The sequence below is a fragment of the Streptomyces sp. NPDC020379 genome, assembly GCF_044387105.1.
In the GTDB taxonomy this organism is placed as follows: domain Bacteria; phylum Actinomycetota; class Actinomycetes; order Streptomycetales; family Streptomycetaceae; genus Streptomyces.
This window is the reverse complement of record NZ_JBIRVR010000001.1, coordinates 411,311-435,501: the sequence shown is the minus strand read 5'-3', so window position 1 is coordinate 435,501 and position 24,191 is coordinate 411,311. Positions and strand designations below refer to the sequence as shown.

General features: G+C 71.7%; 23 protein-coding genes. 9 read left to right on the top strand and 14 right to left on the bottom strand.

Annotated elements, in window-relative coordinates; genetic code table 11:
- Positions 1 to 19: 19 nt before the first annotated feature.
- The 5 genes from efeB to ACH427_RS01975 form a co-directional block, all read right to left on the bottom strand.
- Positions 20 to 1,300: an iron uptake transporter deferrochelatase/peroxidase subunit gene (efeB, locus tag ACH427_RS01995; RefSeq protein ID WP_398867386.1), complete on the bottom strand. Its 1,281-nt coding sequence runs from the start codon at positions 1,298 to 1,300 to the stop codon at positions 20 to 22.
- 18 nt (positions 1,301 to 1,318) lie between these two features.
- Positions 1,319 to 2,449, bottom strand: coding sequence for an iron uptake system protein EfeO (gene efeO, locus ACH427_RS01990; protein ID WP_398867385.1), 1,131 nt, complete (start codon positions 2,447 to 2,449; stop codon positions 1,319 to 1,321).
- A 101-nt stretch (positions 2,450 to 2,550) separates the two neighbouring features.
- Positions 2,551 to 3,429 (bottom strand): heme ABC transporter ATP-binding protein, encoded by an 879-nt coding sequence (locus tag ACH427_RS01985; protein ID WP_398867384.1) that lies wholly within the window; start codon positions 3,427 to 3,429, stop codon positions 2,551 to 2,553.
- Positions 3,429 to 4,502, bottom strand: coding sequence for a FecCD family ABC transporter permease (locus tag ACH427_RS01980; protein ID WP_398867498.1), 1,074 nt, complete (start codon positions 4,500 to 4,502; stop codon positions 3,429 to 3,431). Before ACH427_RS01980 ends, ACH427_RS01985 begins: the two co-directional genes overlap by 1 nt.
- 10 nt (positions 4,503 to 4,512) lie before the next feature.
- Positions 4,513 to 5,559, bottom strand: coding sequence for a hemin ABC transporter substrate-binding protein (locus tag ACH427_RS01975; protein WP_398867383.1), 1,047 nt, complete (start codon positions 5,557 to 5,559; stop codon positions 4,513 to 4,515).
- A 337-nt stretch (positions 5,560 to 5,896) separates the two neighbouring features.
- On the opposite strand from ACH427_RS01975, the gene ACH427_RS01970 reads away from it, so the two are divergent.
- Positions 5,897 to 7,486, top strand: a complete 1,590-nt coding sequence (locus tag ACH427_RS01970) for an HtaA domain-containing protein (protein ID WP_398867382.1) — start codon at positions 5,897 to 5,899, stop codon at positions 7,484 to 7,486.
- A 152-nt stretch (positions 7,487 to 7,638) separates the two neighbouring features.
- Here the strand turns inward: ACH427_RS01970 and ACH427_RS01965 are convergent, their stop codons facing one another.
- Positions 7,639 to 7,866 carry a hypothetical protein gene (locus ACH427_RS01965; protein WP_398867381.1) on the bottom strand — a complete coding sequence of 76 codons (228 nt, stop codon included), beginning with the start codon at positions 7,864 to 7,866 and terminating at the stop codon, positions 7,639 to 7,641.
- Positions 7,867 to 7,999: 133 nt separating this feature from the next.
- On the opposite strand from ACH427_RS01965, the gene ACH427_RS01960 reads away from it, so the two are divergent.
- The 4 genes from ACH427_RS01960 (at position 8,000) to ACH427_RS01945 (ending at position 10,765) form a co-directional block, all read left to right on the top strand.
- Positions 8,000 to 8,935, top strand: a complete 936-nt coding sequence (locus tag ACH427_RS01960; RefSeq protein ID WP_398867380.1) for a Scr1 family TA system antitoxin-like transcriptional regulator — start codon at positions 8,000 to 8,002, stop codon at positions 8,933 to 8,935.
- Positions 8,847 to 9,032, top strand: coding sequence for a DUF397 domain-containing protein (locus ACH427_RS01955; protein WP_398867379.1), 186 nt, complete (start codon positions 8,847 to 8,849; stop codon positions 9,030 to 9,032). The genes ACH427_RS01960 and ACH427_RS01955 overlap by 89 nt, the downstream gene beginning before the upstream one ends.
- Before the next feature lie 218 nt (positions 9,033 to 9,250).
- Entirely contained in the window at positions 9,251 to 10,105 is an 855-nt protein-coding gene (locus ACH427_RS01950; protein WP_398867378.1) for a hypothetical protein, read from the top strand.
- A gap of 135 nt (positions 10,106 to 10,240) precedes the next feature.
- On the top strand, positions 10,241 to 10,765 hold the full coding sequence (locus ACH427_RS01945) for a hypothetical protein (RefSeq protein WP_398867377.1): 525 nt from the start codon (positions 10,241 to 10,243) through the stop codon (positions 10,763 to 10,765).
- 133 nt (positions 10,766 to 10,898) lie between these two features.
- On the opposite strand, the gene ACH427_RS01940 is transcribed toward ACH427_RS01945, so the two are convergent.
- On the bottom strand, positions 10,899 to 11,561 hold the full coding sequence (locus tag ACH427_RS01940) for a heme oxygenase (biliverdin-producing) (RefSeq protein ID WP_398867376.1): 663 nt from the start codon (positions 11,559 to 11,561) through the stop codon (positions 10,899 to 10,901).
- A 144-nt stretch (positions 11,562 to 11,705) separates the two neighbouring features.
- On the bottom strand, positions 11,706 to 12,563 hold the full coding sequence (map, locus tag ACH427_RS01935; RefSeq protein WP_398867375.1) for a type I methionyl aminopeptidase: 858 nt from the start codon (positions 12,561 to 12,563) through the stop codon (positions 11,706 to 11,708).
- 69 nt (positions 12,564 to 12,632) lie between these two features.
- Here map and ACH427_RS01930 point away from each other — a divergent pair, with 69 nt between their 5' ends.
- Positions 12,633 to 12,860, top strand: a complete 228-nt coding sequence (locus tag ACH427_RS01930) for a hypothetical protein (RefSeq protein ID WP_398867374.1) — start codon at positions 12,633 to 12,635, stop codon at positions 12,858 to 12,860.
- 266 nt (positions 12,861 to 13,126) lie between these two features.
- Here the strand turns inward: ACH427_RS01930 and ACH427_RS01925 are convergent, their stop codons facing one another.
- A complete protein-coding gene (locus ACH427_RS01925) occupies positions 13,127 to 14,458 on the bottom strand; it encodes an MFS transporter (protein WP_398867373.1) in 1,332 nt (443 codons plus the stop codon).
- Between the two features lie 55 nt (positions 14,459 to 14,513).
- On the bottom strand, positions 14,514 to 15,140 hold the full coding sequence (locus ACH427_RS01920; RefSeq protein WP_398867372.1) for a hypothetical protein: 627 nt from the start codon (positions 15,138 to 15,140) through the stop codon (positions 14,514 to 14,516).
- Between the two features lie 118 nt (positions 15,141 to 15,258).
- On the opposite strand from ACH427_RS01920, the gene npdG reads away from it, so the two are divergent.
- Both npdG and ACH427_RS01910 read left to right on the top strand, forming a co-directional pair.
- Positions 15,259 to 15,963, top strand: coding sequence for an NADPH-dependent F420 reductase (gene npdG, locus ACH427_RS01915; RefSeq protein ID WP_398867371.1), 705 nt, complete (start codon positions 15,259 to 15,261; stop codon positions 15,961 to 15,963).
- Positions 15,964 to 16,277: 314 nt separating this feature from the next.
- On the top strand, positions 16,278 to 16,466 hold the full coding sequence (locus tag ACH427_RS01910; protein ID WP_398867370.1) for a hypothetical protein: 189 nt from the start codon (positions 16,278 to 16,280) through the stop codon (positions 16,464 to 16,466).
- Here the strand turns inward: ACH427_RS01910 and ACH427_RS01905 are convergent.
- Positions 16,459 to 17,265, bottom strand: a complete 807-nt coding sequence (locus tag ACH427_RS01905; RefSeq protein ID WP_398867369.1) for a site-2 protease family protein — start codon at positions 17,263 to 17,265, stop codon at positions 16,459 to 16,461. The two genes, ACH427_RS01910 and ACH427_RS01905, sit on opposite strands and share 8 nt — an antisense overlap.
- 153 nt (positions 17,266 to 17,418) lie before the next feature.
- On the opposite strand from ACH427_RS01905, the gene ACH427_RS01900 reads away from it, so the two are divergent.
- Positions 17,419 to 21,132, top strand: coding sequence for an AfsR/SARP family transcriptional regulator (locus ACH427_RS01900; RefSeq protein ID WP_398867368.1), 3,714 nt, complete (start codon positions 17,419 to 17,421; stop codon positions 21,130 to 21,132).
- Positions 21,133 to 21,159: 27 nt separating this feature from the next.
- Here ACH427_RS01900 and ACH427_RS01895 read toward each other — a convergent pair whose 3' ends face one another.
- The 3 genes from ACH427_RS01895 to panB all read right to left on the bottom strand — a co-directional run bounded on the left by ACH427_RS01895 (position 21,160) and on the right by panB (position 24,050).
- Complete coding sequence (locus tag ACH427_RS01895; RefSeq protein WP_398867367.1) at positions 21,160 to 21,990, bottom strand: ABC transporter permease; 831 nt, start codon at positions 21,988 to 21,990, stop codon at positions 21,160 to 21,162.
- Positions 21,987 to 23,006 (bottom strand): ATP-binding cassette domain-containing protein, encoded by a 1,020-nt coding sequence (locus ACH427_RS01890; protein ID WP_398867366.1) that lies wholly within the window; start codon positions 23,004 to 23,006, stop codon positions 21,987 to 21,989. Before ACH427_RS01890 ends, ACH427_RS01895 begins: the two co-directional genes overlap by 4 nt.
- Before the next feature lie 174 nt (positions 23,007 to 23,180).
- Positions 23,181 to 24,050: a 3-methyl-2-oxobutanoate hydroxymethyltransferase gene (gene panB, locus ACH427_RS01885; protein WP_398867365.1), complete on the bottom strand. Its 870-nt coding sequence runs from the start codon at positions 24,048 to 24,050 to the stop codon at positions 23,181 to 23,183.
- Positions 24,051 to 24,191: the final 141 nt, after the last annotated feature.

Here is a 24,191-nt window from a genome sequence, read left to right as displayed (position 1 = left end):
TCCGTCAACAGGCCGCCGTTCACGCGAAGAGCGCCTTGCCCCACCAGTCGTCCTTGCCGCGGACGCCGGGCGGGACGGCGAAGACCGCCGAACCCACGTGCTGGATGTACTCGTTGAGGGCGTCCTTGGCCGCGAGCCGCGTCTGGAGCGGCACGAAGCCGTCGCGTACGTCCTTCTGGTACGCGATGAAGAACAGGCCGGCGTCCAGACGGCCCAGGCCGTCCGTGCCGTCGGTGAAGGAGTAGCCGCGGCGCAGGATCGTCACGCCGTTGTTGCTGTCCGGGTGGGCCAGCCGCACGTGCGCGGTGTCCTTCATCGCCCTGAGGTCGGGCTCGTCGTGCTCGCGCTGCTTGCCCTGCGGGGCGCCCTCGGCCTTGTCGCGGCCGAAGACGTCCTCCTGCTCCTTGAGCGAGGTGCGGTCCCAGGTCTCGATGTGCATGCGGATGCGGCGGGCGACGAGGTAGGAGCCGCCGACCATCCAGTCGGGGCCGTCCTTCTCGCCGACCCAGACGTACTTGCCGAGGCGGTCGGTCTCGGTCCCGGCGATGTTCCGGGTGCCGTCCTTGAAGCCCAGCATGTTGCGCGGGGTCTGGGCGTCGGGCGTTGTGGAGGACGTCTTGCCGAAGCCCAGCTGCGACCAGCGGATCGCGACCCGGCCCATGCCGATCCGGGCGAGGTTGCGGATCGCGTGCACGGCGACCTGGGGGTCGTCGGCGCACGCCTGGACGCACAGGTCGCCGCCGCTGCGGGCCGCGTCGAGGTTGTCGCCGGGGAAGGCCGGCAGGTCGATCAGGGCCTTCGGGCGGCGGGACCTGAGCCCGAAGCGGTCCTTGCCGTCCTTCTCGAAGAGGCCGGGACCGACGCCGAAGGTCAGCGTCAGCCGGGAGGGCTTGAGGCCGAGGGCCTCGCCCGTGTCGTCCGGCGGCAGCTCCTCGTTCTCGCTGATCGCGCCCTCGCCGACCTCGTGCCCGGCCGTCATCCGCGCGGCGGCGGCCGTCCACTCCTGGAGCAGCTTCACCAGCGCGGCGCGGTCGGTGGTGGTCACGTCGAAGGACGCGAAGTGCAGGCGGTCCTGCACGGGGGTGGAGATGCCGGCCTGGTGGTCGCCGTAGAACTCCACCGCGTCGCCCCCGGAGGCGGCGGGCGAGGTGTCGTCGCCGACGCGCAGCGCGGCGACGGTCCCGCCGGCGGCGGCCGCGCCCAGCGCGAGCCCGGCACCGCCCCAGCCCAGCACGGAACGGCGGGAGGGCGCGGCGGACTTGTCGGCCGTCACTTCTTCCTTCTTCTTTTCGTCAGTCATGAAAGGTCGTCCCCCGCATTACTTCGCGACGGCCGCGGCGAGCTTGGACAGCGGCTCGGAGAGGGCGTTGACGGCGTCGGACAGCTTCTTGCGGTCGTCCTTGCCGACGGTGTCGTACGCCTTGAAGCCGTCGCCCTCGCGGTAGTCGTCGAGCGCCTTCTTCACCGCGGCGAACTGCTTGTCCAGTTCCTTGGTGAGCTCGGGGTCGTGCTTGGCGGCGACCGGCTTCAGCAGCCCGTACGCCTTCTCGGCGCCGTCCACGTTGCCCTCGAAGTCGACGAGGTCGGTGTGGCTGTAGCGCTCCTCCTCACCGGTGATCTTGTTCCGGTAGACCTCGTCGAGGAGTTCCTTGGCGCCGTTGGCCATGCTGGTCGGGGTGATCTCGGCGGTGCCGACGCGCTTCTGCCAGTCCTTGAGGTCGGTCATCAGCTGGTCGGCGAGCTTTTTGTCGTCGTCCGTGATCTTCTTGTCGTCCCAGAGCGACTTCTCCAGCCGGTGCCAGCCGGTCCACTTCTGGTCCTTCTCCAGGCCGTCCTCGCGGACGTCCACCTTCGGGTCGATGTCACCGAAGGACTCCGCGACCGGCTCGGTCCGCTCCCAGCCGACGCGGGAGAGGGCGTAGGTCTTCTTCGCCTCGTCCAGGTCGCCGCTCTTGACCGCGTCCGCGAACTTCTGGGCCGCGGGGATCGTCTCGTCGGCCTGCTCCTGCGCGTACTTGCGGTACTCCGCGACCGCCTTGTCCAGCTCCGGGTCGCTCTTCTTCGCCGCGCCGCCGCCGGTCACGGTGATCTTCTGACGGATGCCGTCGCCCTTCATGCCGGGCTTGCAGGCGATCTCGTACGCACCGGCCTTGATGGTGGCGGTGATCTCCGCCTTGGTGCCGGGGCCTATGTTCTCGCGCTCGGTGACGATCCGGTCGTCCGGGGCGTAGACGTAGACCTCGGTGACCTTCGAGCCCTTGTTCTGGACATTGATCTTGACGTGCCCGGCCGGGAAGGTCGTTGTGGAGACCTCGCACTTGTCGTCGGACGCCGTGACGTTGACGGCGTCGGAGCCCTTGCCGTCCGACTTCTCGGCACAACCGGACACGGCGGTCAGGGCCGCTGCCGCCGCGACGGCGGTGACGGCGGAGGTGCGGAGGACTCGCATACGGGGCTCCAGGCGTGCTCAAGGAGGATGGAGCTGAACTCGGACGAGATGGCCGAATCAGCGTGGCCTATTTAGGCCGCCCTAACTTATCTGAGGCTTGCCTATCCTGTTCCCCGATCGGCGCGTGATTCTGCTCTCACGGGGCAACTGCCGCCCTCCCGTCGCGGGACCACCAGAGGTTCGCCGGTGCGCGGATGAGCGATGACCTCCACCGGCTGCGCGTAGACCCGGCTCAGCGATGCCGCGTCGAAGACCGCGGCCGGCGGACCCTCGGCCGCGATCCGGCCCTGGTGCAGCACGGCCACCCGATCCGCGTACGCCCCGGCGAGGCCCAGGTCGTGCAGGACGACCACCACCGCGTCACCCGCCGCGGCCCGCTCCCGGCACACCCGCAGCACCAGTTCCTGGTGGCGCAGGTCCAGCGCGGCGGTCGGCTCGTCGAGCAGCAGCAGCGGGGCGCGCTGCGCGAGGACGCGGGCGAAGGAGACCCGGGCCCGCTCCCCGCCGGACAGCGCGGCGAAGGGCCGGGCGGCGAAGCCGGTCACCTCCGTGGCGGCCATGGCGCTCCGTACGGCCTCCTCGTCCTCGTCCTCCGCGTGGGTCCCGGCCCAGGGCGCCCGCCCCATCCGTACGACGTCCCCGACCGGGAAGGGGAACGACAGCTCCGCCGACTGCGGCAGCACGGCCCGGCGCAGCGCGAGGTCGGCGGGCGTCCAGGCGCCGGCGGGCCGCCCGTCGATCCGGACCTCGCCCGACTCGGCGGGCAGGTCGTGGGCGAGCGCGGCGAGCAGGGTGGACTTCCCGGCGCCGTTCGGCCCGACGAGCGCGAGCACTTCGCCCGCGACGACGGCCAGTTCGGCCTCGGAGAGGACGGTGCGCCCGCCGAGTCGCACCCGCAGCGCCCGCGCCTCGGCTCGTACGGTCCCGATGGGGGCGGGGAGCGGGGGGTGGGGCGTACGGGACCGGAAGAGGGAACGCATCAGGGCCGACCTCCTTGGCCGTGCCGCGCCTTCCGCAGCAGCCAGAAGAAGAACGGGCTGCCCAGCAGTGCCGTCAGGACGCCCAGGGGGAGTTCCGCCGGCTGGGCCGCCGTGCGGGCGGCGAGGTCGGCGGCGATCAGGACGAGCGCGCCGCCGAGCGCGCTGCCCGGGACCAGGAAGCGGTGCCCCGGGCCCGCCGCCATGCGCAGCAGGTGCGGCACCAGCAGCCCCACGAAGGTGATGATCCCCGCCACGGCCACCGCCGCCGCCGTCAACAGCGCCACCACCAGCACCAGCACGAGGCGCAGCCGCTCGACGTCCACGCCGAGGTGCCGCGCGGGCCGCTCCCCGAGCGCGAGGAGGTCCAGCTTCCGCGCGTACCAGGGCGCGACGGCCAGCCCGGCCAGCGCGCACGGCAGCACGGCGAGCACCTTCGGCCACGTCGCCTGGGCGAGCGAGCCCAGCTGCCAGAAGGTGATCTGGGTGACCTGAGCGCTGTCCGCGAGGAAGACGCACAGGCCGATGAGGGCACCCGCGAAGGCGTTCACCGCGATGCCGGTGAGGATGAGGGTGACCACTTCCGTACGCCCGCCGGACCGCGACAGCGCGTACACCGCCAGCACCGTCACCAGCCCGCCCGCGAACGCGCAGGCCGTGACCGTCCAGTTGCCGAGGAAGGTCAGGCCGAGCGCGATCGAGGCGACCGCGCCGACGGCCGCGCCCGAGGAGACGCCGATGACGCCGGGCTCGGCGAGCGGATTGCCGAACACGCCCTGCATCAGCGCCCCCGCGCACCCCAGCGACGCCCCGACGAGGAGCGCGAGGGCCACGCGCGGCAGCCGGACGTTCCACAGCACGCTCTCGCCGACCCGGTCCAGCGGGTGCCCGCCGAGGCCCACGCGGTGGAGCAGCGAGCGGAGCACGTCGCCGACGGCGATGTCGTACGCGCCGAGACCCGCGGAGAGGAGGCAGAGGCCGAGGAGCGCCCCGGCCATGCCGAGCGTGAGGAGCGTGCCGGTGCGGCGGCGCGGGGCGTCCTCGGCCGTGGCCGTCGGCTCCGGCGGTTTGGCCAGGAGGGTCACGTCAGGACTTCTTCGGATGGAACTGCTCGATCAGGGAGGTGAGCACGGTGTCGGTGCGGGGGCCGAAGCTCAGCAGGGTGCCGTCGTCGGCCGAGGCGACGCGGCGGTCCATCCCGGCGGGGGTCTGGGCCACGCCCGGGATCTTGAGGAGGCCGTCCACGCCGCCGACCGACTGGAGGCCCTTGTCCATGACGAGCAGGACGTCGGGCGCGGCCTTGGCCAGGGCCTCGCTGGTGACGGGCGTGAAGTCCCGCTTCAGCCCCGACTCCACGCCCGCGTCCGCCCCGCCCGCCGCCTCGATGAGCGAGTCGGCACCGGAGCCCGGGCCGCCGAGCATGTAGACGGACGCCGAGCCACGCAGATAGAGGAAGGCGACGCGGGGCTTCTTCGCGTCGTGCGGGATGCCCTTCCGCGCGGCGTCGAGGCGCTGCTCGGTGCGCTGGCGCAGCTCGTCACCGGCGGTCCGGACGCCGAGCGCCTCGGCGACCTTGCCGATGCGCGGCCCGACGTCGGACAGCTTCTTCGCGGGGTCGAGCACGACGACGGGAACCCCGGCGTCCCGGATCCGGCCGACGGCCTCGGCGGGCCCGGTGGTGGTCTCGGCGAGGACGAGGGTGGGCTTGAGCGAGAGGACGCTCTCCGCGGAGACGTCGTGTCCGCGGGTGACGACGGGAAGCTTCTTGGCCTGGTCGAACGTGGCGGTGACATCACGGGCGACGACGCGGTCGCCGAGGCCGAGCGTGAAGACGGTCTCGGCGAGCCCTCCGGTGAGCGGCACGATCCGGTCCGTGGCGCGCACGGTCACGTCGTGGCCGTCGGCGGACCGTACGGTGACGGGGAGTTGGGCCCGGTGCGCGCTCGCGAGCGGCTCGATGCCGGTGCTCTCGGCGGCCGCGCTCCGGGCCGGTCTCGCGCCGTCGCCGCCGCTGTCCTTGGAGGAGCAGCCGACGAGGCCGATGAGCGCGGCGAGGACGGCGAGCAGGGCGACGGGTGCGCCCGCGCGGCGTGGGGTACGTATCGAGGGGCCCGTCGACTGCCGTTGAAGCACGGTTCCACCTTTCGCTCCGGCCGGGGACTCCGGCGTGATGGGAATTAACTTAGGTTAGCCTTACCTAATCTGCAACTGGGTGGGGTGGGGTGGCGCGATTGCTTCCGCTTGGGTGCCGGGGTGCCCGTGTTCCCGGTGGTACGCAGGGGCTGGGCGGCGTCCGCAACGCGGGTATCTGATTCCGTTTCGGGGAAATGACCGGGGTGCCCGGTGTCGTCCGTGACGCACCCTCATGCGGCTCGGCCGACCCGGCACTTCCCCGGTCCCCGGTGACCTGATGTCATGGGGCATCGAACACTGATCCCAGCTGCCTCAAGTTTTCCCAGGAGAGCCGAACATGACCGTCACCGCACGCCGTGCCGCCCTCGCGGCACTGGCCACGGCGACCGCCCTCGGGGCGACCGTGCTGACCGCGCCCGCGTACGCCGCGGAGGCGCCGCATGCTCAGCCGAAGGCCGATGCGCCGACGCAGCTCACGGAAGGCAAGCTCACGTGGGGTGTGAAGAAGTCGCTCCGTGAGGACATCAAGACGAATGGGCTGATCACCCCGACCGGCGTCCAGCAGGCCAAGGACAACGGCGAATTCACCTTCACCGAGGACAAGGCCAGTTACGACACGTCGACCCAGGCGATCAGCGCCACTTTCAAGGGCAGCGTGCAGTTCCAGGGGCACCAGAAGGCGGACAAGAGCTACAAGTTCGACCTGAAGCTTTCCGATCTGGAGGTCGTCACCGCGCCCAAGTCGCAGGGGAAGGGCTCGATCAAGGCCACTGTGACGAAGGACGGCAAAGAGACGAAGAAGGTCCAGATCGCCACTCTGGATTACGTCGAGCATGGCGTCGCGGATGCTCCGTACAGCTTCGAGAAGATAGCCGCGAAGCTGACGAAGGCGGGTGCGGAGGCGTTCACGCACGAGGGTGAGGACGGCAAGAAGGAAGAGCCCTACAAGGCGGAGGAGGAGATCGACCCGATCGCCTTCTCGGGTGCGAAGGCGGTCACGGGCGAGCCGACGGACAAGGGAAACAACGCCGGGAACCAGGGCAACGAAGGCAAGAACAACGGAAACACGGGCGGGGCCAACGGCGGCCAGAACGGCAAGGATTCCGGCGACGCGAACAAGGAGGATAGCCAGAAGGCCGAAACCAAGGTCGTCGACGGCAACCTCGACTGGGGGCTGTCGGAGACCCTTCGTAAGTACGTCGACGATTCGAACGGCAAGGCCACGGTCTCCGGTGGCGCGGAGCGCTTCAAGGGGGGCTACCGATTCACCAAGGGTGAAGGGAAGTATGTCGCCAAGGACTCGACGCTCGATGTCACGTTCAAGGGCGCGGTCCGCTTCACCGGCCACGGGAGCAAACTGGACCTCCAGTTTACCGATTTCAAGCTCAACGTGACCGGCAAGACCGGCACGGTCAGCGCCAAGGTCACGTCCGACAGCGACACTGTCCTCGCTGACAAGGCCACGCTCGCGGAACTGACGGTCGTGGATCCCCTTGAGCTCAAGGACGGCGTGTTGGGGCTTTCGAAGCTTCCGGCGAAGCTGGCGAAGGGCGCGGGGAAGGCGTTCAAGTACGGGAGCAGAGATATCGTCAAGGAGGGCGACGCCCTGGACCCGCTGACGGCCAACGTCGCGACGGTCAATGGTGCGAAGCTCCCTGACATGCCGTCGGACACCGGCTCCGACAAGTCCACCGACACCACCGGCAACACCGGCGCGACCGCCACCAACACCTCCACCACCACGGGCGGCACCGCCTCCACCGGTGGCACGGCCACGGCGACGGACACCACCGCCTCCGGCGCGCTCGCTTCCACCGGCGCCAACACGCCCACCGGCCCGCTCCTCGGTGGCGCGGCCGCGCTGATCGCCGTCGGTGGCGGCGCGGTCTACGCGGCGCGCCGCCGCAAGGCCGGCCAGCAGGGCTGACGTCCAGTGCCTCGCCCACATGCCTTTTGGGGAGAAGCGTGTGGGCGGGGCGGTCGGGCCTGCTCGATGACGGCGGACCACGTGCCCCGGGTGAGGTGGCAGGTCCCGTCCGGGTGGGCAGTGGGCGGGCAGCCCGCCCAAGGGTCTCGGTATCAGCCCACGCCCCAAGGCCCGAGTCCGAGGACTCGGCGTTCCTCGTCCGTCGCCAGGCGGACGGACGCTGCCGGTGCCGTCCAGCGCTCCGTGCTCCCCACCCCCGCGAGCGTGTATGTCTCGCCGTCGAACGCGTGGGACACACCCAACCGCCCGGTGGTCTTGTCCACCACCAGCGCGCCGGACCGGTAGCCGGTCCACAGTGCCGCGCCCGTCGTCTCCGTCATCTGTTCGAGCCTCCGTGTGTTCCGCTCATGGGGAGCGGGCATCAAGCTTGAGGCTCAGATTCCACCGGCTGCCGCTACGCTGACCAGGGCTCCAGCCATTCCAAAGCAGGCTGGAATATGGGGAGTTGAACACATGAGCGATGAGTCGGGCCCGTCGGAGTCGCCGGTCCGGACGTTCGGTGTGGAGATCAAGTACGCCCGTGAGGCGCGTGGGTGGTCGCAAGCCATGCTCGCCGACAAGCTGTGCTGCCAACAGCCTTACGTCAGCAAGGTCGAGACGGGCCAGCAACTGGCCAGCGCCCAGTTCGCCGAGCAGTGCGACAAGGTCTTCGGCACGCCTGGGGTCTACACCAGAATGCGTCAGCGAGCGGCGGACGCGGGCAATCCGGCGTGGATGATCCCGTATCTCCAGTTGGAGCGTGAGGCGGCGGACGTCTGTGACTACTCGCCTGTCCTGGTGCCAGGCATCTTGCAGACCCCCGAGTACGCCGAAGTCGTCTATCGGGCGGCCCGCCCAGAGGACGCGACCCTACAGATCATGCAGCGCGTAGAGGACCGCATGCGGCGCCGGGAAGTATTCGAGCGGCCCAAGCCCCCTTCCTTCTGGGTCATCCTGCAAGAGGCTGCGCTGTGGTCCGGTCTGGGTGGTGCTGATGTGATGCTGAGGCAACTCCGGCACTTGGTGGCGGTGTCCGGGCATCCCCGCATCACGGTTCAGGTGCTCCCCTTCGGAGGAGTCCCTCCACGGGGAACGCCGTTTATCTTGCTCAGGCAGCAGGACGGGCCCGAAGTCCTGTATGCGGAGAGCTACGTGCAGGGGCAAGTGCATGACCGATCGGAAGCGGTCGCCGAAGCGCGCGCGACCTTTGAGCGGTTGCGCGCGAATGCCCTGTCACTCGATGACTCTCTCTCCCTTGTCCGGCATGTCATGGAGGCGTACAGAAATGAGCACCACCCTCGACCTCACCCGTGCGATATGGGTGCGGTCCAGCTACAGCGACGGGAACGGCGGAACCTGCGTCGAATGGGCCCCCGCGTTCGCGGCATCCGGCGTCGTCCCCGTCCGTGACAGCAAGACCCCGCAGAACCCCGCGCTCCTGCTCCCGGCCGGTGCCTGGTCCTCATTCGTCTCCGCCGTCCGGGGTGACGCGCTCACCGCGTTCTGACCTCTCTGGCCGAGAGCGCGGCGCAGCGTCGTGATGACGTCCACCCCGGAGACAGGCAGTCGCGCGAAGGCGCTCGGCCACGTCGAGCCGGCGGAAGCCCCAGGAGTCGAACTGAACCGGTACGCCCATCAGTTGGACATGTCTACGGCCTCCCTCCCCCGGGCGCCCGTCGTACTCTGCCCGTGTACGGGGCCGTGAACGCGGGCAGGGGGGGCTGTATGCGCCGGACGCACGAGATGGTGGCCATGTCGTACGGACGGGAGGAGCTGCGGCTGCTGGGCGTCCGCCCCGGCTCGTCCGCCCATGACGCCCGGGATCTCCGGCTGTCCATGACGCTCGAGGGCGACTTCTCCGCCGCGTTCGCCGAGGGGGACAACTCGGCTGTGTTGCCGACCCGCAGCATGACCAACACGGCCGCCGCCCTCGTCCACGATCACTTGGGATCCTGCATCGAGCGGATCGCCGCGGCCGTCGCGGAACGCCTGCTGCTCGCCTGCCCGGCCGCGCACGTCGCACAGGTCGCCGTGACCGAGTGCCCGTGGGCCCGCGTGTCCGGCAGCCGCCACACCTTTACCGCCGGCCCGTCGGACCTCTGGCTGACAGAGGCGAGGGCCCAGCGCGGCCGGCCCGTCACGGTGGCGAGCGGGGCGAGCGGTCTGCACCGGGCGGTGACGACGGGATCGAGTTTCACGGACTTTCTCGTCGACGAGTACACCCTGCCGCACCAGGTGGCCGCCGAGGACCGGGTGCTGCACCTGTCCGGCGAACTCCGGTGGGAGTGCGGCGAACCACCCGATGACTACGACGCGTTGCGTGCTGAGGTGCTCGGCGCCTTCCTCGGCGCGGCCGCCGATCAACGCAGCCGTTCCTCCCAGCACTCCGCGTATCTGTCGGCGACGGCCGTGCTGGAGGCGTGCCCCCTGGTGAGTCAGGTCGGCGTCCGCTTCGTGCACCACGCCCACGCGCCGGTGGACCTTTCCCCCTTCGGACGCGGCGAGCCGGGTTCCGTGTGGCTGTCCACGGACTCCTCCTACGGGGCAGGAACCGTGACGGTGCGGCGCGGAACGGCTTGAGCGCAGGGGCGCGCACCCTGGTGCACGCGTCAGCACGTGCTTCCGAGGGCCCTGAACGGTGCGAGTCGCCCGGCACGTCCCGGGTAGAGGGACCACCGTGTCGTCACTCGGGGCGTGAGGTCGGAGGAGGGGAACATGCGAAGTCGGCGGCGTGTGGGGGCCGGTGCCGCGGCGGCGGTTCTGACGCTGGTGGCCCTGGCGGGAAACGCGCCTGTCGCCCAGGCCCACGGCTACGGAGAGCGGCAACCATTCGTGTGCCTGGGCCAGTACCGGACCTCATGGACGCCGGGTCTGACGCTCGCGACCCGGCCGGCGAGAATCTCGACAACCGAGTCCTACACCTGCGCGGACGGCCGGGCCGCCGGCAGCTTCAACGGCACCCTGTCCGCCTCCTGCCTGCAAGTGAACGGCTCGCCGTTCAGCGAAGTCATCCGCTATGCCGACGGCGGCACGTCCGTGATCGCCTACACGGAGAATCTCAGGGCCCGCGCGGGAGCCGCCAGCCTCAACACCCTCCACGGCCATGTGACCGAGGGCCGCTATCGCGGACACGCCGTCCTCCGCACCGCCCAGTTGCTGCACGAGGGACTGCCGACGGAGTGCCTCACCCCCGTCGGGCTGCGGCACGGCGCGGGACTCGCCGAGCTCGTCATCACGTGAGAAGGCGGTCTCCCGGGGCGCCACGCTCACCACGTTCTGCCTCAGGTCCCCGCGGGGCCGGGTGGCACGGCCCTGAGCCGAGAACCCGGCCCGGAGCGATTGCCCCGCACCCGGCAGCAGACCCGCGGGAAAGCTACGCGCTCAGCGGGAATTCCTGGCCGAGCTCAAGGAACACCGCGGTGTTCAGCGCGAAAGCGCGCTTGCACTCGTCGATCACGCGCTGCTTCTCCAGGTCGTCGACCGGCAGCGCGTCGAGCAGTTCGCGATACTCCCGCTTGAACGCGGCGGGGTTGCCGATGCCCTCGAAGACATAGAAGCGGACGCCGTCGCCCTTGCGCGCGAAGCCCCACGTCTTCTCGGCGGTGCCGCGGATGATCTGGCCGCCGGAGAGGTCGCCCAGATAGCGGGTGTAGTGGTGGGCCACATAGCCCGCGGGCCACTCGCGGGCGCACTCCTCGACGCGCGCCGCGTAGGCCGCCGTCGCCGGCAGCGGTGTGGCCTCCGTACGCCAGCCCGGCCCGCCGAGGTGGGTGAGGTCGCGCTCCAGCTCGGGCGTGCGGGTCAGCTCGGGGCGTATGAAGGGGCCCGCGACCGGGTCGTCCGCGAGGGCCGCCGAGGCGGATTCCAGGGCGCGGTAGACGAACCAGAGCTGCTCCGTATAGCGCCGGTAGGCGGCGACGCCGAGCCGCCCGCCGAGCATGTCGCTCATGAACGACGAGTTCTCCGCTTCCGTGTGCTGCTCGTGCGAGGCGGTGCGGATCAGCGTGGAGAACGGCGTGCTGGCGGGCGCGTCCAAGGCGGACCTCCGGGGACCGAGGGGCGGGAGCGACGGAACGGGGCGCGCGGGCGCGCTCGCGTCACCGATTCTCTCTACTTAGGCTTACCTAAGTCAATATTTTCCCGACGTGCTGTCGGTAAAACCTTACCGCCCCCGGCCGCCTTACGGCAGGGTCAGAATCTCCGCCCCGGAGTCCGTCACCACCAGCGTGTGCTCGAACTGCGCGGTCCGCTTGCGGTCCTTCGTGACGACCGTCCAGCCGTCCGCCCACATGTCGTACTCGTACGTCCCCAGCGTCAGCATCGGCTCGATGGTGAAGGTCATCCCGGGCTGGATCAGGGTGTCGTGGTGCGGGCTGTCGTAGTGCGGGACGATCAGGCCGGAGTGGAAGGACGAGTTGATGCCGTGACCGGTGAAGTCGCGGACGACGCCGTAGCCGAAGCGCTTGGCGTACGACTCGATGACCCGGCCGATGATGTTGATGCGGCGGCCGGGCTTGACGGCCTTGATCGCGCGGTTCAGCGCCTCGCGGGTCCGCTCGACCAGCAGGCGGGACTCCTCGTCCACGTCACCGCACAGATAGGTGGCGTTGTTGTCGCCGTGCACGCCGCCGATGAAGGCCGTCACGTCGAGGTTGACGATGTCGCCGTCGCGCAGCACGGTCGAGTCCGGGATGCCGTGGCAGATCACCTCGTTCACGGAGGCGCACAGCGACTTGGGGAAGCCGCGGTAGCCGAGCGTGGAGGGGTAGGCGCCGTGGTCGCACATGTACTCGTGCGCGACGCGGTCCAGCTCGTCCGTCGTCACGCCCGGGGCGATGAGCTTGGCCGCCTCCTCCATCGCCCGCGCGGCGATGCGGCCCGCGACCCGCATCCGCTCGATCGTCTCGGCGCTCTGGACCTCGGCGCCGTCGTACGGCGTCGGCATGTCCTTGCCGACGTACTCGGGCCGCGGGATCGAAGCGGGCACGGGACGGGTGGGGGAGAGCGTCCCCGGACTGAGAAGCGACTGGCCAGACATGTCAGCGAGTGTATCCAGGGCACATCGGGGAGCATGTGGGCGAGAGCACGATGAGTGTTGGGAGAGCTGATGGCACTGTTCAAGCGGCGCGCGGCCGGCCAGGCGGGGGAGTGGTACTACTGCCTCAAGCACGGCGTGGTGGAAGAGGGGCCGGAGTGCCGGGCCGCGGACCGGATGGGTCCCTATGGGTCGCGCGAGGAGGCGTCCCATGCGATGGAGACGGCGCGTGAGCGCAATGAATCGTGGCAGGAGGATCCGCGGTGGAATGACGAGGGCGGGCGTCCGCCGGGGGAGTGACCGGGGTTTGGGTGCGGGTTGTTTGTGCGCGGGGCTTGTTCCCCAGCCCCGCCCCTTCCCGAAACCGGGAGACCCCGGACCCCCCAGCAACACGCTTCGCGCGTTGTCCTCAAACGCCGGACGGGCTGATGTGGCTGAGCTCAGCCCTTCCAGCCCGTCCGGCGTTTGAGGACGCTTCCGCAGAGCGCTGGGGTCCGGGGTCTCCCCGGTTTCGGGAAGGGGCGGGGCTGGGGAACAAGCCCCGCGCACAAACAACCCGCACCCCATTACGCCGCCTCGGCCATCGCCTTCGCCGCACGCAAACGCACCGCGTGCTCATCCGTCCTGCCGTCATAAGCCATCAGCTTCGGCAGCGCGACAGCCAGCAAGCCCACCGACGCCACGCACGCCACACCTCCCGCCCAGACAGACGTCCGCGCGTTCGTCAGTGAAGCCATGCCGCCCGCGCGGACCTGGCCGATCTGCGGGCCCAGGGAGTAGGAGAGCATTTCTATGCCCGCCAGGCGGCCGCGGAGTTCGTCCGGGATCGTCTGGTCCCAGATCGCGGAGCGGAAGAGGCCGCTGACCATGTCGCAGCCGCCCGCGACCGCGAGGAAGAGCAGGACGAGCCAGACGTTGTGCATCCAGCCGGCCACGGCCATCGCGGCGCCCCAGCCGAGGGCAGCGAAGACGACCATCCGGCCGTGCCGGTGGACCCGTGAGGCCCAGCCGCTGGTCAGGCTCACGACGAGGGAGCCGACCGCGCCGGCGGAGTACATCAGGCCCAGTGCCCAGGGCGTGCCCAGGTCGTCCGCGAGGAAGGGGAAGATCGCGGTGGGGAAGGCGAACAGCATGGCCGCCATGTCGATGGCGTATGTGCCGAGCAGCTCCTTGCGGCTCCACGCGTAGCGGCCGCCCTCCAGGATGCCGCGCAGCGACGGCTTCTCCGCCTCGCGCGCGGCGGGGGAGGGGGCGAGGCCGAGGAGCAGCAGGCCGGAGACGGCGTACGAGGCGATGTCGAGCGTGTACGCCCACGGCAGCCCCGCGAACGCGATGATCAGGCCGGCCAGGGACGGGCCCGCGATGGCGCCGAGCTGCCAGCGCATCGAGTTCAGGGCGATGGCCGCGGGCAGCTGGTCGTGCGCGACGATGCGCGGCACGATCGCCTGCATCGCGGGGCGCTGGAGCCCGCTCAGGGCGCTGGTCAGCGCCGCCACCACATACAGCGGCCAGATCATCGGGTCCGGCAGCAGCGTGTTGAGCAGCAGGATCACCGACAGGACCCCGAGCCCGGCCTCGGTCCACAGGATCAGCTTGCGGCGGTCCATGGCGTCGGCGAGCGCGCCGCCGTAGAGGCCGAAGACGATCAGGGGAACGAGCTCGACCGCGCCGACCGCGCCCACGGCGAGCGCCGAGCCGGTCAGCTCCTTGAGCTGAAGGGGCACCGCGATGAAGGTCAGGAACGTGCCGAAGACCGTCACCAGCCCGGCCAGCCACATCCGGCGGTAGTCGGGGGAGGAGCGCCAGGGGGACAGGTCGGGCAGCAGTGCGCGCAGGCGGCGGCCGGGCACGGGGGCGGAAGGGACGGATGGTTCGGAAGGGGGGTCTTGCGCAGTCACGGGAGACCATGGTCCGTAACGGGGCCATGCGGAGCAAACCGATTTAACCCGGCGGTCACCAGCGGGGCGGTGGCGGGGCCGTCAACTGGTCGGCGAGACGGGCCAGCCGGTCGCGGAAGCGGCGGCCGCGCTGCTCGGGCAGGCTGTTCTCCCCGGCGGCGGCGCTGACCAGGTGCTGCACGGTGTCGAGGTCGAGCTCGGTGGTGGTGGAGGACGGCGAGGGGGGCACGGTCAGCCGGTCGTGGGCGAGGGCGCACAGCTCGGAGTCCGTACCGTCGGAGGTGCCGTCCAGGGCCAGCACGGTCGCCCCGCCGCGGCGCACGTCGTGCACCCGCTCCAGCAGCTCCGCGCCGGGCCGCTCGGCCGTCACCACCAGCAGCGTCTCGCCCCGGCGGGCCGCCGCGAGCCGGCCGAGCCCGACCGACAGGTGCGCGGGGCCGCCGGGCGGGACCCGGTGCCGCACGAGGGTGGGCGACAGCTCGGGCAGGCCGGACCAGGCGGCCTCGTCGTCCAGGTGGGCGGCCAGGTGCCAGGGCTCGTACTCCGCGGTGCCGACGAGGAGCAGGCCGCCGTGGTGGCGGGTGACCGAGGTCCGGAGCGTTGCCGCGAAGCGGCGGGTGGACTGGAGCCATTCCGTTCCGGCGAGGACTTCGCGCAGGAGCGCGACGCGTACGGCATCCATGCGGCCGGATTGTGCCGTGCCGGGGTGCCGTCCGGGGGCGGGTTACCCGGGGTCTCACCCGTACGGGCCGGGAAACGCCGGAGGCGATACCTCCGGGCCTGCGTGACAGGATCGCCCCATGACTACTTCTGACGACACGAAGAAGGCCCCCGCCAAGGACCCCTGGGACCTGCCCGACGTCTCCGGGCTCGTGGTCGGCGTGCTCGGCGGCACCGGTGACCAGGGGCGCGGGCTCGCCTACCGGCTGGCGAAGGCCGGACAGCGGGTGATCATCGGGTCGCGGGCCGCCGAGCGCGCGCGGACCGCCGCCGAGGAGCTGGGCCTGGGCGTCGAGGGCGCGGACAACGCCGAGTGCGCGCGGCGCAGCGACATCGTGATCGTCGCCGTGCCGTGGGACGGGCACGCGAAGACCCTGGAGTCGCTGCGCGAGGAGCTCGCCGGGAAGCTGGTGATCGACTGTGTCAACCCGCTCGGCTTCGACAAGAAGGGCGCCTACGCGCTGAAGCCGGAGGAGGGCAGCGCCGCCGAGCAGGCCGCCGCCCTGCTGCCGGACTCGCGGGTGACCGCCGCCTTCCACCACCTGTCGGCGGTGCTGCTGTCCGACCCGTCGATCGCCGAGATCGATACCGATGTGATGGTCCTCGGTGAGGCGCGGGCCGATACGGATGTCGTCCAGGCGCTGGCCGCTCGCATTCCCGGCATGCGGGGGGTTTTCGCGGGGCGGCTGCGCAACGCGCATCAGGTGGAGTCGCTGGTCGCGAACCTTATTTCTGTGAACCGGCGGTACAAGGCGCATGCGGGGTTGCGGGTGACTGACGTTTAGGCGGGTGCGGGTGCGGGCGGGGTGCGCCTGCGGCGGGCCTTTCCCCAGCCCCGCCCCTTCCCGAAACCGGGGAGACCCCGGACCCCAGCGCCCTTCGGGCGCGTCCTCAAACGCCGGACGGGCTGAATACTGCGGACCGTAGCCGCGTATCCAGCCCGTCCGGCGTTCGAGGACAACGCGGCGAAGCCGCGTTGCCGCAGGCGCAACGCCCCCGGCAACCGACCGAACCCCCGCCACCCGCCAAGCGCAGCGCCCCGTGGGGGACAATGGCCAGGATCGTACGCACATGCGCCCCCGGACAGGAGCCGTCCCCCATGCCCCGCCTCGCTCTCTACGCCCTCGCCGTATGCGTCCTCGCGGCGGTGGCGGCCGTCATCTCGTTCGTCCAGGGCAGCTGGCTCGGCGTCGTCTGGATCCTGCTGCTCGGCGTCTCGTCCAACATCGCCTGGTACTACGTGCGCAAGGCGAAGAACGACCGCGCCGCCGAGCAGGCCGCTAGCTGATGACGATGTCGGCCAGCCGCGGGATGTCGGGCGTGCCCTGCCAGAAGCGGAACAGCTGCCTTCCCCAGTAGGTGTCCCACTCCGTCACGCCCAGGCCGCGCAGCAGCGAGTTGATCGCGTCGAAGAAGGCGTGGTTCACCTCGGGGATCCACAGGAAGCCGAAGACCGCGAGCAGGCCGAACGGCGCGAACGGCTCGACCTGCCGCCGGATGCCGTGGGACAGCCAGGGCTCGATCACGCCGTAGCCGTCCAGGCCCGGCACCGGCAGGAGGTTCAGGATCGCCGCGGTGACCTGGAGCAGCACCATGAAGCCCAGGGCGTAGCGGAAGTGGTCCGGCACGCCGTCCATGGCGTCCAGCCAGAAGGGCGCGGCGACGACGGCCGCGAAGAGGGCGTTCGTCAGCGGGCCCGCGGCCGAGACCAGGCTCTGCTTCCAGCGGCTGCGGATGCGGTGCCGCTCGATGAAGACCGCGCCGCCGGGCAGGCCGATCCCGCCCATGATCACGAAGATCACCGGCAGCACGATGCTGAGCACGGCGTGCGTGTACTTCAGCGGGTCGAGGGTCAGATAGCCCTTCGCCCCCACCGAGATGTCACCGCCGAAGAGGGCCGAGCGCGCGTGCGCGTACTCGTGCAGGCAGAGCGAGACGATCCAGCCCGAGACGATGAAGAGGAAGACGGCGAAGCCGGGGCTCGCCGAGAAGTCCGTCCACACCGCCCATATGGAGACCGCCATGATGGCGACGAGGGCGAGGAAGACGGGGCTCACCCGCCGTTCGCCGCGGGCCGCTGTCGACATAGGTGTGCGCTCCTGAAGGTTTGGCCTGTGCTGCCGGGAATGCCCCGGGTGTACGAACGTACGGGGCGAACCGTACTTCCTCCCGCCTCGTCCGCGTAACGCCTGCCGGAGGCGGTGAAAAAACCGGGTGGACGGGCCGGGGAGAATGGGATCGTGCGTTACGGCATCCTCGGTACCACCCAGGCCCATTCCGACGACGGCCGCCCCACCGGCGTCGGCGGCCCTCGGCTGCGCGCGCTCCTCGCGGCGCTCGCCCTGCACCCGGGGCGCACCCGCACCGCGCAGGCGCTGATCGACGCCGTCTGGGACGGCGAGCCGCCCGCCGACGCGGCCGGGGCGCTCCAGGCGCTCGTCGGCCGGCTGCGGCGCGCGCTCGGCCCGGACGCGGTGGCCTCTGTGGACGGCGGCTACCGCCTGTGCGCCGAGCCCGAAGACGTCGACCTCCACCGCTTCCAGCGGCTCACCGACGAGGGGACGGCCGCGCTCGCCGCCGGTGCCCCCGAGCGGGCCGACGCCCTGCTCGGCGAGGCCCTCGCCCTCTGGCGCGGCCCCGTACTCGCCGACCTGCCCGGCCGCTCGGCCATGGCGGGCCGCTACGAGGCCCGCCACCTCGACGCCCGGCGCGGCCGCCTCGCCGCGGCGGTCGCCCTCGGGCGCGCGGAGCGGGTCCTTCCGGAGCTCGCCGAGCTCTGCGCCGACCACCCCCTGGACGAGCCGCTGCACGCCCTCCGCCTCCGCGCCCTGCGCGCCGCGGGCCGCCCGGCGGAGGCCCTCGCGGCGTACGAGACGGTCCGCACCGCGATAGCCGACCGCCTGGGCGCGGACCCGGGCCCGGAACTGCGCGCCCTGCACGCGGAGCTTCTGTCGGGGACGCCACCCCAGGACCCGGGCCGGGCGCGGCTCGGCGCTTCCGCGCGGGGTGGTGCGCCGCTTCGGGGTGGTGCCTCTGGGACGCATGCCGGTCCCGCGCCGGGCGGGGCTTCCGCGCCGGGCGGTGAGCCTTCGGACTTCGGCGGCGGTGCCTCCGGGACACATGCCGGTGCCGCGTTGGACGGGGCCCCCGCGCTGGACGCGGCTTCCGCGCAGGGTGGTGCTCCCGCGCCGAGTGGGACCACAGGTGCGCACGCCTCTCCCGCCCCGCCCGCCGGGCCCGTGCCGGGCGAAGCCGCCGCGCTGTACGGCGGGCACCTGCCGTACGGCGAGCACCTGCCGTACGGCGCTCCCGCACCGCCCGCCGCCGCGGCCGCGCGCCCCTCGGCCGCGCCCGGCGCGGCCTCCGGTCCGTACGCCCCGCCCGCGCCGTACGACGCGCCCCGGCACGGCAATCTCCGGGCCCGGCTCACCTCCTTCGTCGGGCGGGAGGGGGATCTGGAGCTCATACGCGGCGACCTCGGGCGGCACCGGCTGGTGACGCTGCTCGGGCCCGGCGGGGCCGGGAAGACGCGGCTGTCCCAGGAGGCCGCGGAGGCGGCCGTCAGGAACGGCGGCTGGCCGGACGGCGTGTGGCTCGCCGAGCTCGCGCCCGTCGACGACCCCGGCACCGTGCCCGAGGCCGTGCTCACCGCGCTGGGCGCGCGCGAGACCGTCGTGCGCGGCACCACCGCCGAGGGCGTGCGGGCCGCCGAGGCCGCCTCGCTCGACCCGCTGGACCGGCTCGCCGAGCACTGCGCGCCGCGCCGCATGCTGCTCGTACTCGACAACTGCGAGCATGTCGTCGACGCCGCCGCCCGCCTCGCCGAGACCCTCCTCGCGCGCTGCCCGGAGGTCACCGTGCTCGCCACGAGCCGCGAACCCCTCGCTGTACCAGGCGAGTTGGTGCGCCCGGTGGAGCCGCTGCCCGACCCCGTCGCGCTGCGACTGCTCGCCGACCGGGGCGCCGCCGCCAACCCGGCCTTCCGCGTCGAGGACGACCCCGAGGCGTGCGCCGAGATCTGCCGGCGGCTGGACGGCATGCCGCTGGCCATCGAACTGGCCGCCGCCCGGCTGCGGATGCTCACCCCCCGCGGGCTCGCCGACCGCCTCGACGACCGCTTCCGGCTGCTGACCTCGGGCAGCCGTACGGTCCTGCCCAGACAGCAGACCCTGCGCGCGGTCGTCGACTGGTCCTGGGACCTCCTCGACGGGCCCGAACGGGCCGTCCTGCGCAGGCTGTCCGTCTTCTCCGGCGGCTGCGACCTCGGCAAGGCCGAGGAGGTCTGCGGCTCGGACGAGGAGGCGGACGGCGAGGGCGCCGTGCGCCCGCGGGACGTCGCCGCGCTCCTCGGCTCGCTGGTCGACAAGTCGCTGGTCGTCGCCGCGCCCGCCGCCGACGGCGACATGCGCTACCGCCTGCTGGAGACGGTGGGGGAGTACGCCGCCGAGCGGCTGGACGAGGCCGGGGAGCGTACGGCCGTCGAGCGCCGTCACCTGGCCGCCTACCGCGAGCTCGCGCGCACCGCCGACCCGCTCCTGCGCGGTCCCGCGCAGCGCGTCTGGCTGGACCGGCTGGAGCTCGAACACGACAATCTGCGCAGCGCGTTGCGCCGCTCCGTCGCCGCGCGGGACGAGCAGGAGGCGCTGTGCCTGGTGCTCTCCCTGGCCTGGTTCTGGCAGCTGCGGGACCACCGCGGTGACGCCCGCACCTGGTCGGAGGCGGCCGCGGCGCTGGGCCCGGACCCCTTCGCCGATCCCGTGGAACCGGCACCTCCGCTGTATGTGGGCTGCACCGACGCGCCTCCGCCGATGTCGCCGGAGCTGCTGACCGAGGCCCGGCGCCAGGTGCGGATGATCGCGCTCGCCAATGTCGAGAGCAACATGCTGGTGATCGGCTCGCCCGCGATGAAGCAGCGGATGCGCGGCGTGCTGGAGGCGTACGGCGAAGGGCAGCCGCAGAACTGCCGTGTGCCGGGCTTCATGTGGTTCTTCGCGATCCTGATGTCCGGCGACTTCGAGGGCGTGCAGGCGGCCGTGGACTCGGGCGTGGCGCGCTGCCGCGAGCTCGGCTACGACTGGGAACTCGCCCACGCCCTCCAGCTCCGCGCCAAGATCCTCAACGATCGCAAGGGCCGGCTGGCGCAGGGCGCGCGGGACGCCGAGGAGGCCCTGGAGATCTTCCGCCGGATCGGGGACGGCTGGGGCGTGGCCGAGGCGCTGGCGGGGCGCGGCGAGGCGTACGAGCGGCAGGGCGAGTTCGAGCTCGCGGCACAGGCGTACGGCGAGGCCGTCGAGCAAGTGCTGGAGCTCGGCGCGACGGGCGAGATGCCCGCGCTCCGCGCCCGGCTGGCCGAGGCGCTGCTGGAGACGGGAGCCATCGGCCCCGCGGAGGGGGAGGCCATGCTCCGGCAGGCGATCAGGGAGGCCGACAAGGCCAACCCGGAGGCTTCCGCCTTCGCCCGGGTGCAGCTCGCGAGCCGGATCGCCCGCGACGGCCGCACGGTGGAGGCCCGGGAGATCTTCGACGAGCTGATGGCCGACTTCACCAAGGGCGTCCTCGTGGTCTTCCAGAGCCTGATGCACGGTCAGCTCGGCTGGCTCGACATCCTGGAGGGGAAGCCCGCCGATGCGCTGGAGCGGCTGCGGACCGGGCTCGCGATGACCGAGGACGCGCTGGCGCAGCTCGTCCTGCCGCAACTGGCCTCGCTCCAGCTGAAGTACGCGGCGCTGGCCTACGCCGAACTGGGCGGCGCGGGACACGCCGCCACCGCGGCCCGTCTGCTGGGTGCCTCCGAGGCGCTGCGGCCCGTCGACTACTGCCCGCCGTCCTTCGAGCGCGAGACGGTGGAGCGTGTGCGGGCCCTGGCCCGCCCGGCGCTCGGCGTCCCGGCCTACGAGCGCGCGTACGCCGAGGGCGGCGGCCTCACCATGGAGGAGGCCACCGCTCTCGTATGACGCGACCCCCGTGGCCCCGTCCGGCCGTCAGGTCTTCCTGCGGAAGCGGGCGACGGCCAGCGGCGCGGTCACGGCCGTGATGGCCACGGACCAGGCGAGGACCATCCACACCGAGTGGGCCACCGGGCCGCCCCTGATGAGATGGCGCGCGGCGTCGGCGAGGTTGGACAGCGGGTTGTACTTCGTGAAGCCCTCCAGCCAGCCCGGCATGTTCGTGGTGGGCGCGAAGATGGAGCTGCCGAACTGGAGGGGCATCAGGACGAGCATGGCGATGCCCTGGACGGCCTGCGGCGTCTTCATGGTCAGGCCCAGCAGGATGAATATCCACATCAGGGAGGCGCCGAAGACGATCGACAGCGCCACCGCGGCCAGCAGGTGCAGGACCGAGGTGCTGACGGTCAGGCCCAGGGCGAAGCCCATGGCCAGCAGGATCGTCGTCGCGATGAGCATCCGGCCGACCTCGACGACGATCTTCGCGACGAGGACGGAGGACCGGGCTATCGGCATGGTGCGGAAGCGGTCCATCACCCCCTTCTTGAAGTCGTCGTTGATGCCCGTGCCGACGGCCATGGAGATGTTCATCCCCATCATCGCCATCAGGCCGGGGACCAGGTAGTTCAGATACTCCCGCTCATGGCCCTTGCCGCCGATGGAGCCGCCGAAGACGTAGGTGAAGAGCAGGATGAAGATGACCGGCATGAGCACGGCGTCGAACATCGACTCCGGGTCCTGCTTGATCTGGAGCATGTTGCGGCGCGCGAGCGCGCCGATGTGGCGGAGGTTGGACCGGAGGCCGATCCGGCCCTCGCCTGCGGCCTTTCTCACCGGCGCGCCCGCCGTTGCCGTTGCGGTGCTCACGCGGCGACCTCCTGAAGTGCCTCTGCGTCGTCGCCCTGTGCCGCCGGGGCGGATGCCTTCTGGCCGGTGATGGCCAGGAACACCTCGTCGAGGCTGGGCAGATGGGTGCCGATGTCGGCGACGGCGAAACCGCGCTCGGTCAACAGGCCGATCACCGCGGTCAGTTGCTCGTCGCTCAGCAGCGGGACGCTGACCGTGCCCGCCGCCTCGTCGGCGGTCGCGCCGCTGACGCCGTCCAGCCCGGCCTGGGCCAGCGCGCCCACCATGCGGGACAGCTCGCCGCGGTCGGCGGGCCGGATCACCAGGGTGCGGCCGCCGACCTTCGCCTTGAGCTCGTCGACGCGGCCGCCCGCGATCACCCGGCCGCGGTCGATGACCGTCAGCTCCTGCGCGAGCTGCTCGGCCTCCTCCATGTACTGCGTGGTGAGCAGGACGGTGGCGCCCTCGGCGACCATCCGCTGGACCTCCTCCCACACCTCGTTGCGGGTGCGGGGGTCGAGGCCGGTGGTCGGCTCGTCCAGATAGAGCACGGCCGGCTGGCCGATCATGGACGCGGCCAGGTCCAGCCGGCGGCGCATGCCGCCGGAATACTGCATGGCGGGCCGCTTGGCCGCCTCCGTGAGGGAGAAGCGCTCCAGCATGGCGTCGGCGCGGCGCCGGGCGTCCTTGCGGGAGAGGTCGAGCAGTCGCCCGATCATGTAGAGGTTCTCGAAGCCGGAGAGCTTCTCGTCGACCGAGGCGTACTGCCCGGTCAGCCCGATGACCCGGCGCAGCTGCCGGGGCTGGGTGAGTACGTCGTAGCCCGCGACGCGGGCGGTGCCCGCGTCGGGCCTGATGAGGGTGGACAGGGCGCGGACCAGAGTGGTCTTGCCCGCGCCGTTGGGGCCCAGCACGCCGAGGACGGTGCCCTCGCGTACCTCCAGATCGACCCCGTCCAGGGCCTTGGTGGCACCGAAGTGCTTGACCAGGCCCCGGACTTCGACGGCGTTTCCGCCGCGGTTGTCTTTTCGCGTCATGGGGTAACCGTGACAGGACCCACTGACAATCGGCCTACAGCCGGCCGACAGGTGGCCGACGCGGTCGCGAGACCGGGGGGGCTTCGCCCCCGAACCCCGCCCCGCCCTTCCTCCGCGGACCGGTGCGGGCTGGTCGCGCGGTTCCCCGCGCCCCCTTACCAGGCGCTCTCACCGTCAGTGGAAGGAGTGCTCCTCCGCCGGGTAGACCTCGCCCACCACGTCCGCGCCGAACGCGCGCGCCGCCTCGCCCAGCGTCTCGCGCAGTCGCGCGTACTGCTTCACGAAGCGCGGCACCCGGCCGGCCGTCATGCCCGCCATGTCCGTCCACACCAGCACCTGCGCGTCGCACTCCTGCCCCGCGCCGATGCCGACCGTCGGGATGTGCAGGGTGCGCGTGACCTCCGCGGCCAGCTCCGCCGGGACCAGCTCCAGGACGACCGAGAACGCGCCCGCGTCCTGGACGGCCTTGGCGTCGCGGAGCAGCTGCTGGGCCGCCTCCTCGCCGCGGCCCTGCACGGGATAGCCGCCGAAGGCGTTGACCGACTGCGGGGTCAGGCCGATGTGGGCCATGACCGGGATGCCGGCCTCGACCAGCAGCCGGATCTGCTCGGCGGACCGCTCGCCGCCCTCCAGCTTGATCGCGCCGACGCCCGCCTCCTTCACCAGCCGGGTGGCGTTGCGCAGCGCCTGGACGGGGCTCTCCTGGTACGCCCCGAAGGGCAGGTCGGCGACGACGAGCGCGCGCCGGGTGCCGCGTACGACGGCGGCGGAGAGCACCGCGATCTCGTCCATCGTGACGGGCACGGTGGATTCGTAGCCGAGGTGACAGTTGCCCATGGAGTCGCCGACCAGCAGGACGGGGATGCCGGACTCGTCGAAGACGGAGGCGGTCAGCGCGTCGTAGGCGGTGAGCATGGGCCACTTCTCGCCGCGCGCCTTGGCGGCGGCGATGTCGCGGACGGTGATCCGCCGGGAGCTCTTCCCTCCGTACAGCGCCTTGGGATCGGCCGGGCTGCTGTCGGGGGTGTTCGGGACATGCGTCATGGCGGTGGCTCCTGTGATGTCGTCTCGAGGCGCCCTGACGGCGTCCCCGGATCACCTCCATGCTGACACGCCACGGCTGGGCAGACCAGAGCGGTCCTTCGCAAAGACTTTCCAATACGAGACGGGTGCGTATCGAAAGGA